This is a genomic window from Acrocarpospora sp. B8E8 (assembly GCF_039871605.1).
Classification (GTDB): domain Bacteria; phylum Actinomycetota; class Actinomycetes; order Streptosporangiales; family Streptosporangiaceae; genus Acrocarpospora; species Acrocarpospora macrocephala.
Genome location: NZ_JBDPLV010000005.1, coordinates 143,118 through 154,847, shown reverse-complemented (window position 1 = coordinate 154,847; position 11,730 = coordinate 143,118). Strand labels below are relative to the sequence as shown.

14 protein-coding genes, 1 tRNA gene and 1 pseudogene are annotated in these 11,730 nt (G+C 66.4%); 3 read left to right on the top strand and 13 right to left on the bottom strand.

Features of this window, described 5'->3' with window-relative positions:
• The first annotated feature begins 86 nt into the window (after positions 1-86).
• Positions 87-1,064, top strand: a complete 978-nt coding sequence (gene mshD / locus ABGB08_RS07040) for a mycothiol synthase (protein WP_347587527.1) — start codon at positions 87-89, stop codon at positions 1,062-1,064.
• Between the two features lie 3 nt (positions 1,065-1,067).
• Here mshD and ABGB08_RS07035 read toward each other — a convergent pair whose 3' ends face one another.
• From ABGB08_RS07035 to dcd, 3 genes are all read right to left on the bottom strand, one after another.
• Positions 1,068-2,066: an inorganic phosphate transporter gene (locus ABGB08_RS07035; protein ID WP_347587525.1), complete on the bottom strand. Its 999-nt coding sequence runs from the start codon at positions 2,064-2,066 to the stop codon at positions 1,068-1,070.
• Positions 2,067-2,684 (bottom strand): DUF47 family protein, encoded by a 618-nt coding sequence (locus tag ABGB08_RS07030; RefSeq protein WP_155343207.1) that lies wholly within the window; start codon positions 2,682-2,684, stop codon positions 2,067-2,069.
• A 186-nt stretch (positions 2,685-2,870) separates the two neighbouring features.
• Positions 2,871-3,446, bottom strand: coding sequence for a dCTP deaminase (dcd, locus tag ABGB08_RS07025; protein ID WP_155343206.1), 576 nt, complete (start codon positions 3,444-3,446; stop codon positions 2,871-2,873).
• Positions 3,447-3,582: 136 nt separating this feature from the next.
• On the opposite strand from dcd, the gene ABGB08_RS07020 reads away from it, so the two are divergent.
• Positions 3,583-3,653: transfer RNA gene (locus ABGB08_RS07020), tRNA-Gly, on the top strand.
• A gap of 109 nt (positions 3,654-3,762) precedes the next feature.
• Here the strand turns inward: ABGB08_RS07020 and ABGB08_RS07015 are convergent.
• From ABGB08_RS07015 to ABGB08_RS06985, 7 genes and pseudogenes are all read right to left on the bottom strand, one after another.
• Positions 3,763-4,923: a site-specific integrase gene (locus ABGB08_RS07015; protein WP_347587522.1), complete on the bottom strand. Its 1,161-nt coding sequence runs from the start codon at positions 4,921-4,923 to the stop codon at positions 3,763-3,765.
• Positions 4,923-5,150: an excisionase family DNA-binding protein gene (locus ABGB08_RS07010; RefSeq protein ID WP_347587520.1), complete on the bottom strand. Its 228-nt coding sequence runs from the start codon at positions 5,148-5,150 to the stop codon at positions 4,923-4,925. The genes ABGB08_RS07015 and ABGB08_RS07010 overlap by 1 nt, the downstream gene beginning before the upstream one ends.
• The gene (locus tag ABGB08_RS07005) at positions 5,147-6,625 is read right to left on the bottom strand and encodes a replication initiator (protein ID WP_347587518.1); all 1,479 of its coding nucleotides are present in this window, start codon (positions 6,623-6,625) and stop codon (positions 5,147-5,149) included. The genes ABGB08_RS07010 and ABGB08_RS07005 overlap by 4 nt, the downstream gene beginning before the upstream one ends.
• Before the next feature lie 311 nt (positions 6,626-6,936).
• Complete coding sequence (locus ABGB08_RS07000) at positions 6,937-7,110, bottom strand: hypothetical protein (protein WP_347587516.1); 174 nt, start codon at positions 7,108-7,110, stop codon at positions 6,937-6,939.
• A 14-nt stretch (positions 7,111-7,124) separates the two neighbouring features.
• A complete protein-coding gene (locus ABGB08_RS06995; protein WP_347587514.1) occupies positions 7,125-7,730 on the bottom strand; it encodes a DUF2637 domain-containing protein in 606 nt (201 codons plus the stop codon).
• Positions 7,731-7,817: 87 nt separating this feature from the next.
• Positions 7,818-8,387 carry an FtsK/SpoIIIE domain-containing protein gene (locus ABGB08_RS06990; protein ID WP_347587512.1) on the bottom strand — a complete coding sequence of 190 codons (570 nt, stop codon included), beginning with the start codon at positions 8,385-8,387 and terminating at the stop codon, positions 7,818-7,820.
• 142 nt (positions 8,388-8,529) lie between these two features.
• Positions 8,530-8,658: pseudogene (locus tag ABGB08_RS06985) on the bottom strand (FtsK/SpoIIIE domain-containing protein); the annotation flags it as partial.
• A 129-nt stretch (positions 8,659-8,787) separates the two neighbouring features.
• Here ABGB08_RS06985 and ABGB08_RS06980 point away from each other — a divergent pair.
• Positions 8,788-8,925: a hypothetical protein gene (locus tag ABGB08_RS06980; RefSeq protein ID WP_347587510.1), complete on the top strand. Its 138-nt coding sequence runs from the start codon at positions 8,788-8,790 to the stop codon at positions 8,923-8,925.
• Between the two features lie 371 nt (positions 8,926-9,296).
• Here the strand turns inward: ABGB08_RS06980 and ABGB08_RS06975 are convergent, their stop codons facing one another.
• The 3 genes from ABGB08_RS06975 to ABGB08_RS06965 form a co-directional block, all read right to left on the bottom strand.
• Positions 9,297-9,629: a hypothetical protein gene (locus ABGB08_RS06975; RefSeq protein ID WP_347587508.1), complete on the bottom strand. Its 333-nt coding sequence runs from the start codon at positions 9,627-9,629 to the stop codon at positions 9,297-9,299.
• Positions 9,630-9,794: 165 nt separating this feature from the next.
• Positions 9,795-10,997 carry a helix-turn-helix transcriptional regulator gene (locus tag ABGB08_RS06970; protein WP_347587506.1) on the bottom strand — a complete coding sequence of 401 codons (1,203 nt, stop codon included), beginning with the start codon at positions 10,995-10,997 and terminating at the stop codon, positions 9,795-9,797.
• The gene (locus ABGB08_RS06965; RefSeq protein ID WP_347587504.1) at positions 10,994-11,302 is read right to left on the bottom strand and encodes an antibiotic biosynthesis monooxygenase; all 309 of its coding nucleotides are present in this window, start codon (positions 11,300-11,302) and stop codon (positions 10,994-10,996) included. The genes ABGB08_RS06970 and ABGB08_RS06965 overlap by 4 nt, the downstream gene beginning before the upstream one ends.
• Positions 11,303-11,730: the final 428 nt, after the last annotated feature.

Below are 11,730 nucleotides of genomic sequence, written 5' to 3'. Positions count from 1 at the left end.
CTGGCCATCCAATGTCTCAAAGGTAACGATTCCCCAGGGGTACACCTGGCGGTAATTGCCAACATGAGGCGCATAGAGTGCCGTTCATGAACGTGCATGTGGTGATCCGGGAACGGTTGAGCGACGACGAGGTAACTTCGGTGCTGGCTCTGGTTGAGGCGGCGACAGAAACCGACGGGGTTCGCCCGTTGAACGAGCACGTGATGCTCCACCTCCGCTACGGCGGCGACACCGGGGCGAAATCCTTTCTTCTGTACGCGGACGACACTCTGGCCGGATTCGCTCATCTCGACCCCACCGATCCCGTCGAAGGCCCGAGCGGCGAACTGGTGATCTCCCCGTCCCAGCGGCGCCGTGGCTTCGGACATCGGCTGCTCGACGCCGTACTGACCGAGAGCATCCGGCTCGCGGCGGAACGGTCCCTTCCCGCCATTCCGGGCGGCGGGCGGTTGCGCCTGTGGGCGCACGGCGATCACCCGGGCGCGTCCCGGCTCGCGGCCTCCGCCGGATTCACCCGGGTGCGGTCGTTGTGGCAGATGCGCCGGTCGTTGTACGCGCCGATGCCCGCGGCCGAATTCCCCGAGGGCGTACAAGTGCGGGGTTTTGTCCCTGGGGACGACGAGGCGGCCTGGATAGCCCTCAACGCCCGCGCGTTCGCCCACCACCCGGAACAGGGTTCGTGGACGCTCAACGACCTCGACCAGCGCGAAAAGGAACCCTGGTTCGACCCATCCGGATTTTTCCTAGCATTTCGTGATTCGAGGCTGGTCGGATTCCACTGGACGAAGATCCACGGGGCCGACGGTCACGGACACGACGCCATCGGCGAGGTCTACGTGGTCGGCGTCGACCCCGCGGAGCGGGGCACCGGCCTTGGCAAGGCCCTCACCCTCACCGGCCTGACCCACCTCCGCGCCCACGGCCTCTCCCAGGTCATGCTTTATGTGGACGAGGACAACCAGGCCGCCATCCGGCTGTACGAATCGCTCGGCTTCAGCCGCTGGGACACCGACGTGATGTACGCGGACCATTCCACGGCGCCCTGGCGAGGCGCCCCCGCCTGACGATTACTCAACCGCCCAATGCAGGGCGAAGTAGCACAACGCGGCGACCAGCCCCGAGGCCGGAATCGTGAGAATCCACGCGGTCACGATGTTCCCCGCCACCCCCCACCGCACCGCGGACCGGCGCTTCGTCGCGCCCACCCCCATGATCGCGCTGGTGATCGTATGCGTGGTCGAGATCGGCGCACCGAACCCGATCGCCGCCGTGTAGAGCACGGTCGCGGCGGCCGACTCGGCCGCGAACCCCCGGGGCGGGTCCAGCGCGATGATCCGGCGGCCCAAGGTCCGCATGATGCGCCACCCACCGGCGTACGTACCGAGCGAGATCGCCCCCGCGGCGGAGAGGATCACCCACTGCGGGATCTCCTCACCATTGGTGGCATACCCGCCCACGACCAGCGCCAGGAAGATGACGCCCATCGTCTTCTGCGCGTCCTGCAGCCCGTGCCCGAGCGCCATGGCGGCGGCCGACACGGTCTGCGCGTACCGGAAACCCTTGCCGGTCTTGTGCGGATTGCTCTTGCGGAAGATCCACAAAATCGCGATCATGATAATCCCGGCCAGCGTGAACCCCACCAGCGGCGACAGGATCATCGGGATGACGACCTTGTCCAGCACTCCGTCCCAGTGCACGCCGACGCTGGCCACCAGCGCCGACCCGACCAAGCCGCCGATCAGCGCGTGACTGCTCGACGACGGTAACCCGAAATACCAGGTGATGAGGTTCCAGGTGATCGCCCCGATCAGCCCCGCGCCCACGATCACCAGCCCGTGCGCGCCCTCAGGCGGATCGATGATCCCCTTGCCCACGGTCGACGCCACCTGCGTACCCAGATGCGCCCCGATGAAGTTCATCACCGCGGCCATCAGCAACGCCACCCGCGGCGTCAGCGCCCGCGTCGAAACCGACGTCGCGATGGCGTTCGCGGCGTCGTGGAAACCGTTCGTATAATCGAACACCAGGGCGATGACCACGACCCCGATGACGAGTGCGAGCTCCACTTAGCTTTCCTTGACCGCGATCGACTCGACCGTGTTCGCGACACTCTCGAACGCGTCCGCCGCCGACTCCAGCTGATCGATGACCTCTTTCATCTTCAGCACGGTGAGCGCGTCATACTCCCCGCCGAAGAGCTTGGCCAGCAGCCGCCGGTATACCTGGTCGGCCTGGTTCTCCAGCCGGTTGATCTCGATCCAGTATTCGTTCAGATTCCTCATCGACCGCAGCCGCGGCATCGCCTCCGCGGTCAGCTCGGCGGCCCGCTCCAGCACCTCGACCTGCCGCACGACCTCCTTCGGGAGGTGATCGATCTTATACAGCACGATGAGGTCGGCCGCCGCCTCCATGAAGTCCATCACGTCATCGAGGTTCGAGGCGAGCCGGTAGATGTCCTCACGATCGAACGGCGTGATGAAGCTCTCGTTCAGCCGGTTCATGATTGCGTGAGTGCGCTCGTCACCCGCGTGCTCGCAGGCGCGCATCTTCTCAGCCAGGGCGTCCCTGTCCGAGCCGTCGCTGATGATCTCGACCAGCAGGCGGGATGCGGTGACGAGGTTGTTCGCCGAGTCGGCGAACAAGTCGTAGTAGCTGTCCTCACGGGGTGTGAGACGCAGGCGCACGGTGGATCTCCAGATGTGCGGGGACGGTCCGCAGAGAAGAGTACGGGTAAGCAGGTGGAATGCGCACTTAAGGGTGCGCATGCCTAGATGTCACGAACTCTTCCCTTTGGGGTTGCCCTGTGGCCTTGTGCTGACACGTGAGGCGCATAGGAGGAGGTAGCAGGCCTAGAAGTGTTCATCTGATGTTCATATTTTGGTCCGGTGGAAGGCCAGAAAAGAGCGGCTGGGGGTGGGGCCGCGCTGGCCTTGGTACCTCGAACCGTACTTGGCGCTGCCGTACGGGAAGTCGGCGGGGGAGCTCAACCGGAACATGCACAACTGCCCGATCTTCATCCCCGGCCAGAGCTTGATCGGCAAGGTCGCGACGTTGGAGAGCTCCAGGGTGACGTGCCCTTCGAAGCCGGGGTCGATGAAGCCGGCCGTCGAGTGAGTCAGCAGCCCCAGCCTGCCGAGGCTGCTCTTGCCCTCCAACCTGCTCGCGATGTCGTCCGGCAGGCTGATCACCTCGTAGGTGCTCGCCAGGACGAACTCACCCGGATGCAGGATGAACGGCTCATCGCCTTCGGGTTCCACCTGCCGGGTCAGATCCGGCTGCTCCACAGCGGGGTCGATGTGGGGGTAGCGGTGGTTCTCAAACACCCTGAAATACCGATCAAGCCGGACGTCCACGCTCGACGGCTGGATCATCTCTGGGTCATACGGATCCAACTTGACCCGCCCCGACTCAATCTCACCACGAAGATCACGATCAGAAAGCAACACCGTGCGACTCTATCCGCCAGCGCTTCCGCTAGCGTTAGTTCGGTCCCCTAGCCCCATCATCCCTGTCCTTGGACTGCAGCACGCCCCCGCCGAATCCGCTACAGTTAGATCGCGGTCGTCCTCCAAGGACCTCCACGCGGGTGTAGTTCAATGGCAGAACATCAGCTTCCCAAGCTGACAGCGCGGGTTCGATTCCCGTCACCCGCTCTCATTGCGAAGGCCCAGGTCACCGGTGGTTTCGGGACCCGGGCCTTGATCTTTTTAGGGCGCGTTTCCGGCTGTCGTGCCAGATCCGTGCCAGAACAGTTGATCTTGACTAATCGGCTGGAGCCATCGCGCCCGCCAAGCCGTCGTCGTCATCTGGCTTCATGCTCTCCTTGACGAGCTGTCCCAGAGCGTCGGCGATCTTCCGGTCACGATCCTTGGATCCGTGCAGGTAGATGATCGCTGCCTTGGTGCTCGCATGGCCCATCCGATCCATCAGTTCCTTGAGCGTGGCACCGGTAAGAGCGGCCAGCGAGTTGCCTGTGTGCCGGAGATCATGAACATGGATGTCCGGGAGGTTCGCCTCCTTGAGCGCACGAGCCCAGACCTTGGAGAAGTTACTCCGGCGCAGCTGCGCGCTCTTCTCCCCCACGAACACCAGCCCATCGGGTTCGGTTTCGCTGAACCGCCGAAGGTGCCACTCCAGGTCGCTGATGATGACCTCTGGCAGGTTGACCGTACGAAGGCCAGCGTCCGACTTGGGACGCCCCGTGACCAGTTCCCCAGACTTCATTTCGGAGACCGAAGCCACGACCCGGACCGTCCGGGCCTCCAGGTCGAGATGACAGCGCCGAAGAGCCGCGAGCTCACCCCAGCGCATGCTGGCGAAGGTGGCCAGCAGCACCAGCGCACGAAAGCGTGGGGGTACAGCCGCAGCGAGCGTGAAGACCTCACCGACCGTGAGAACCGGCCGTTCCGCAGGACGTTCGACACCCGCCTTTGCGATCTTGCACGGATTCTTCTTGATTAGCTCGTCATCAACGGCCGTGTTCAAGATTCCACGCAAGAGCCGATAGGACTTGGCGACCGTCGAGGCTCCCGGACCGTCCTCCGTGAGCTTGGTGTGCCAGATGCGGATACTCCGCGTAGTGATCTTCGTCAGCTTCTTCTCTCCGAACGTCGGGTTGATGTGAAGCCGTAGAAGCCCCTCGTAGAGCTGGGCCGTTTTTGGGCGGAGCGTCCTCTCTTCCATCCAAGAGGCCGCGTACTCGCCGAAGGGGATCTCCCCTGCGTCGGGGTCCACCCAGTCCCGTCCGACGATTTCCGTCTCCATCTTGGACAGCCAGATCTCCGCGTCGGTCTTGCTCATGAAGGTGTGCGGCGCGTTGTACTCGCGCCCGTCAGGCCCCTGATAGCGCGCCTGGAAACGGCCGGAGGGTAGCTTGCGGACGGCCCCGAATCGACGTCGAGATCCCTTGTTGTTGCCGCCCATCAGGCAATCCTTCCCTTGCGGTTGACGATTGGTGCGACCACCCCGGCTTGAATGAACTCCTCCAACGCTGACCCAGGTATGCGCACGTTGCGCCCGATACGGACGAAGGCGATCCGGCGCTCTTCGATCAATCGGCGTGGGAAACGCTCGGAGGTGTTCAGCCGTTCGGCCGCTTGAGCGACCGTCAGCAGACGATCAGCGACCGAAGGAATTGGCCTCCTGCTCACTTGGCGGCCTCCGTCCGTGAATCGATGGGAGCTGGTAGCGCATCGGTGCTCGTTGGTGGGACAGGGTCATCGGCGCCGCCGTTGATCAGGGCAGCCAACGCAGATTCGCCAGGGGTGTAGCCCTGACCGGCGAACTTCCAGTGCGCGAGAACGAGCGTGGTGTCCGGGTCGAAGGCCCGCCCCCGGTCGATTTGAAGGCGTTGGCGGTAGTCGACGCGGGCTTGACGGAGGGCGCCCAGGGTCGTGGAGTAGGCGCGGGATCGGGTCGAGAAGTGGCCTCGGAAGCCGAGCATGTGAGCCCAGTCGCGGAGCCGGAGGTGGGCCAGGTCCGGCCGGTTGTGGGTGCAGCCGAGCCGCCACGCCGTACGTATCAGCCGGACAGTGTGGTCCGGGATACCCATCTTGTGGAGCCGGGGCATCTCGTGTGTCTTGATGGCCCGGTCGAGGGTGCCCGACGTCTCAGCCGACTTTGTGGCGTATTTGGCCACATATCCGGCCACGGCGCGTTCGGTGAGCATGGTCTTGTGGTTGAGCACGCCGGGGCTGATCGGAGCGACGTCGACTTGCCGGCCCCAGGCGAGTGAGCCGTACTCGGGCGCGTCAATGCGCACGGCGGCGACCGCCGACCTGATGGCATCGCTCAGCAACTCGACCGTGGCCCAGGCAGGCGGGGCGGCGAGTGGTGCGCCGCTGGTCCGGCCATCGAGGCGAATAACGGCGTGGAAGTGGACGACCCCGCGCGCCTGGTATTCGGCGACCTTGGCGAAGGACAGCCGGATGCGGTTACCGAACTCCTTGCGGGTGAGTCCGGCGGCTGCGGCCATGTGCCGCCGGAGGTAGATGGTGAAGCGTCGCCACAGGTCGCCCGCGTGGGCGTTCCACAGGACATGCCCGGTGTAGTCATATGTCTCGGGGTCCAGCGGCTGGCCGATGTTGGGGTCTCCGTTCTTATGCCAGGTGAAGCAGGATGGGCCGGTTCGGCGGGGGTGGCAGACGATGGTCTTGCCGTCCTTGCCGGGGCCTCGGTGGACCGGCCCGAAGGAGGGCGCGGTGAAGGTGGCCAGCACGCGCGGATGCGTCCGCACGGTTTCCGGGACACCCTTGTCTCCGCCGAGCAGGCCAGAGCGGATCAGGTGAAAGGTGTCGCGCCGGTAGGTCTCGGCGCAAGCCGGGCAGCGGGAGGCGCGGCGGTTGCCGCACCGGATCAGCAACTGCCCGTGCGGTTCGGCCCTGGTGCTGTAGCGGGCGAGGACCTCACCGGTGGCGGCGTCGATGGTGGTGCTGTGACCGGTGAGGCGGAGCGGTTCGCGGCAGCCGCCAAGCCGGTGGACCTGGTCGAGCCAGCGGGTCAGGTCGCGGCCGGAACGCCGGGCCAGGTCGCGGATGACCGGGCCGAGAAGGTCCCCAACCGGGACCGGGAATTCAGCGGTGTTGGTCATCGGCCCGCCGTTCCCGTGCCGCAGCAGAGTGGGCACTGGACGAGAGCGAGCGCGCTGGGTTGGGTGTCGCGGATAACAACGGCGGCGAAGCCGTCGCATTCGGGGCAGGGATAGCCGTAGTCAGGTGTGGACATGGTTGTTCTCCAGGTGAGCGATATGGGATGCGGCTCGGGCGAGGCGGGGAGCTGGCAGGCGTGAGACCGCCTCGCACGGGCTGAGTCGATGGGGTTAAGCGGTGTGGCCGGTGCCGTCGCAGTCGGGGCAGCGGGCTGATTCGCCTTGTTCGTCGTTGACCAGGCCGGTTCCGCCGCAGGTACAGCACCGGTAGCGGATGATCACGGGTGGGTTCACCTCCCCTCGGGCGTGTGGCCGGTGCCGTCGCAGTCGAAGCAGAACGCCCAGGTGTCCAGGTGGGTGGCGTTCTTACCGCGACCGACGATCAGAAGGGCTTCGGTCTGTCCCTCACCGGCGCAGGTCGGGCAGACCGGCCGTGATGGTGGAGCCTTCTTGGTTCGTGGCATGACGTTCTCCTTGATCAGACGTGGAGTTGCGCGAGGAGATCGGCAGCGAGATCAGGCGCGACGCGTAGGCGTTTGCTGAGGATCTCGCGGGTGATCGGCGTGCCATGGGTGGCCGCGTGCTCGTTGGCCACGTGCCGGGCGAACGCGATGAGCGGGTCATCGCTCCTGGCCGTCGGCTGGTCGGCGGGTTTCGCCGGAGCCTGTTCGGCGGCCGGTTCCCCAGATGTGGGTATGGGCGTGTGGCCGGCGCGGCGTTCCAGCATCGAGACCGCGACCAGGAACGCCACGGCCGGTGTCGCGGCGGTGATCCATCCCCATGGGGAGGGTTCGGCCTGGGCGAGGTTGGCTGCCAGGGTCAAGACGATCCCGCCCGCCAGGACCAGACCGGGCCAGGAGAGCCGCCCTCGGCGGGGTCGGCCTGTCCTCTTGTCGCGTTGGAGTTCGCGGGCGGCCATCACGCACATCAGGTCGATGCACACCGCCACAGCCCAGGCTTGCCAGCCGTCCTGGCCGTGGTCGGCGGCCATTGAGCTGATGTGGGTGAAGGAGCCGACGGCGGCGATCAGGGCCAGGACGAGTACCGGGCCGGAGTCCAGCGGCCGGAGGCGTTGGCGACGCATCAGGTTCCCCCTACGAGGGTCGATGGACATGACGGGGTAGGGACGTGGCGTGATCCGGGCTCACGCCAGCCCCAGGAACTCGGGAGGTCAGGACGCGTCTGGCTGGAACTGCTCGAACTCGGCGTCGGTGACCGGCTCCACGCTGACGGTCGTGATCTGCGCCCACGTGGGCCGCAGATGCGCATTCGCGGTCGCGGCGGCCTCGGCCTGCGCCTCCGGGACGTACGCCGAGCGCGCCCGATACCAGCGCCCGTCCGACGCGGCGAAGATGGCGACGCCGGGCATGTCGGCCGGGATCAGCCGGGCCGCTTGGAGTGCGGCGGGGTCCATGTCGCCCAGGGTCATGTTCGCGGTCTCGGGATCGTTGACCCGGTGGCAGATCCGGCCCGACAGCTGGGCGCGCAGGGCGGTGACGCCGGGGCCGAGGTCGGAGCCGACCCGTTGCCCGCACACCAGCAGGTACAGCCCGAACGCCCGGCCGAGCTGAGCGAGCCGGATCAGCTGCACGGCGGTCGCGGAGATCTCCTCCTTCTCGGACTTGTCGGCCATCAGGAACAGCTCGGCCACTTCGTCGACCAGGAGCACGACCGGCATCGGGCGGGCGTTGTCCGGGAGCTTCCAGATGTCGCGGACGTGGTGCGCTCGGCACAGCGCCATCCGGAGTTTGATCTCGGTGATGAGTTTTGTTCAGCACGGCCACGCAGTGGCCGCGTTCGGTGGCCAGTTCGGTCAACCGGGCCGCATACGGAGTGAGCTCGACGCCGCCTTTGAGGTCGAACCCGATCAACGCGACCGGCTGTGATGCGAGGCCGGTGATGAGGGCGTTGAGCAGGGTGGACTTGCCGGACTGGGTCGCGCCGGTGATGAGCCAGTGCGGGATGGTGGTGAAGTCGATGACCCAGGGCGCGGCCGTCTCCAGCTGGCCCACCTGGACCCGCAGCAGCCCGTCATCCTTGACGGGCGTGCGGATGCGGGTGAGTGGATCACGCACGGTGGCCTGCAATCTGAGGCGGCCGGGTTTCCAGTCCAGGACGCGGACGGAGTGGACCCGCCAGGCGTGGGACAGGTTGACGAGCTTGGCGGCGTAGTGGTCGGGGGTTTGGCCGTCGTCGAGCCGTACCGCCATCCGGAACCCGGTGGCCAGCGGGCGGATCAGGCCGAGCCGGGGCGGGGTGTCCACGGTGACGCGGCGTAGCTTGCGTGTGGGTGGGATGACGTGGGTGGTGGTGATCAGGGCGGGGCCGAGGACGGGGACGCCGTCGAGGGTGAGCCGCCAGCGGTGCCGTTTGCGGGCCAGGCCGCAGCCCGCTGACACGTTGGCCCAGGTGAGGTAGACCGCCAGGGCCTTGTATGGGAAGCCGACCGTCAGCCAGAACGAGACCGGGTGAAGCCGGTTCCACCCGATCAGGGCGGCGGTGAATGCGGTGAGAATGCCCAGGTAAGGGGCGAGGGTAAGAAGCAGGTGAGTCATACTGGTGTCTCTCTTCGTGAGCGAAGGGAAGGCCCCGGAAGCGGCGGAGCTGGCAGGCGTTGAGGCCGCTCCCGGGGCGTAACGGTTCGGGTGGGTCAGGCGGCGGCGCGTGCCTGGGCCGGGACGATCGACTCGGCGCGAAAGCCGAGCCCCGCCCGTCCGTTCATCTGCCAGAAGAAGGCCGCCAGCCCGACCGGGCGGACCTGGACGCCTTCCGGGATGGTCGGGAAGTTCTCGGACGGGAAGGTGACGACGATCACCGGGTTGCGGCGGTCGTCGTTCGGCTTGGGAAGCAGCGGGATCGTGTACAGGTCCCGGCCTTCGGCGTCCTTCTTGACCTCGCCGGTGGCGCGGTCGACGATCTTCGGCTCGGGCTCACCGGCGACGATGAAGGCCAGGGCGGACAGGTCTACGGGGATGTTGCGCATGCGGAAGACACCTCTTGTCGTGGTTGTGAGCTGTGCTGTGGGAATGCGAAAAGCGTCTGTGCTGGCGCTGGTGTCCTTGCTGGTGAGGACCTCAGCGCCAATACAGACGCTACATCGCACTGGAAGTATTAGCTAGTACTCAGAGTACTAGTCCACGTACTTTTACTACGCGCCCACCCTCTCGGCGAACTCCCGAAGCTCGGAGGAGGGCGGATCTTGCATCGTCAGCAGATCCGCCACCAACTGGCGGACCATGCGATGGTTACGGATTTGCTCAGGCGCGATCGCCTCGGCCTCCAGCAGCGTGGCGGTGGCCTCAGCGACCTGGCGGCGCTGTGCGTGCGCGCGGGCCAGGTCGATGTTCAACCGGGCGCGTCGCTCACTCGACAGCGACGAGGTGTCAACCGCCGACCCAACACGCAGAGCGAGCCCGGCATCCCCGACTTCCACGGCAACGGCCACCTCATACAGCGCGACGTTCGCCGGGCCGAACTCGGTGTTGAAGTCGTTACGCCCCTCACCCAATCGCGCGGCCACCTCACGCGCCCGCGCCAGGTGCTCATAGGCGGCGTCGGCCTGATTGAGCCGGGAGGCGATCACGGCGCGCTGCAACGTGAGCCCGCCCCACAGCGACATCGCTTCCGGCTTGCCCTGATCGGCCAGGAACCACAACGCTTCCGCGGCTGTCCGGGCCGTCTCCTCCGCCTGGTCGAAATGCCGCGCGCCCAGGAAGACGAACCCGAGCCGGAACGCCCCAGCCGCCATCAGCAGCGGATCACTGGCCCGCTCCGCCGCGACGATCGCCCGATCGGCGGCGATCCACGCGGCCTCAGGTTCGCCCAGCTTGGCCAGCGCCGCCGAACACGCCTGATAGACAGTCGCCAGCAACTCAAACAGCTCGGGCCGCTGTTCCTCCGGCGCGGACCGAACCGCCCCCTCCAATGCGGGAACCAAGCCGCGGAGCAGGTCGGCCAGCTCCATGTACTGACTCTCGTGCGTGAGATACCAGGCCCGTTCGACGCGCGGCCGAATCTCCGTCGTTGTCGGGACGGGCGCGGCATGCAGCATCGCGCGCAACGAGTGCGCCCCCGACAGCACGAGGCGAAGCCCCGCCGCGCCGGGAACCTCCTCAATGGTGGCCGCGACCACCGGCGCCTCCGCGGCCAACTCCGACAGCGGCAGTTCCAGCACGGTCGCGACGTTCTCCAGCACCGACATGCGGTCGACCTTGCGAACCCCGCGCTCAACCTGGGAGACCCAGGCCACCGACCGATCGATGAGCTGCGCCAGCTCCGCCTGCGAGAGGCCCCGCCGTTTCCGTTCCTGAGCGATCCGCCGGCCCAGCGCCCGCTGATACTCCTCGCTCACGGGGTTGTGCCCTTGCCGGTCTGAAGCTCCAGCCAGTCGACCTCAACCGAGGACAGCAGCTCGTCACGGGCCGACAGGAACCGCCGGGTGTGCTCCTGTTCCTCGTGCGCGTCGAAGGCGGCGCGGTCGGCGTACAGCTCGTAGAAGATCCGCTGGAGCGGCTGGCCCTCCACGCGGTGCGAGGCGTACACCAGCGTTCCCGGTTCGTGCTGGCGGATCCCCTCGATGGTCTCGCTGACCAGCCGATCGAACGCGTCCGCGCTCGCGTCGTCCTTACAGGTGAATCGGACGACTAGTCCGAACATGATCGTCCCTCCTCGCTTGCCGCGTTGACAGGGCTGCCACCCATCAAGAGATCAGTACTTGTTGTACGGCACAAGTACCTGAAGTGGCTTGTACCAGAACTAGTATAGCCGTACTTTAAGTATCGATGGAGATCGCATCCATGACCGCTTGCATGATCGTGAGGAGGCCGGACATGAACACTCCCTGCGTCATCCCCGCGCTCAGGCGCATCAGGTCCTTGTGGTGCTTGTCCACTAGCGCAGTGGTTACAACCTGCTTTACGGGTTCAAGCCGCCGCCCTGCGGGCGACGGCGGCGCGACGCGGCCAGTCGCGGCCGGGCATGCGGCCTCTTCGGGCCGGTCCCGGCCGCGCCGCCGCTCACCGCGCCCAACCAGGACGACGACCAGATCGCGTCAGGACATAGACCAGGCCGAACGACAACGCCGA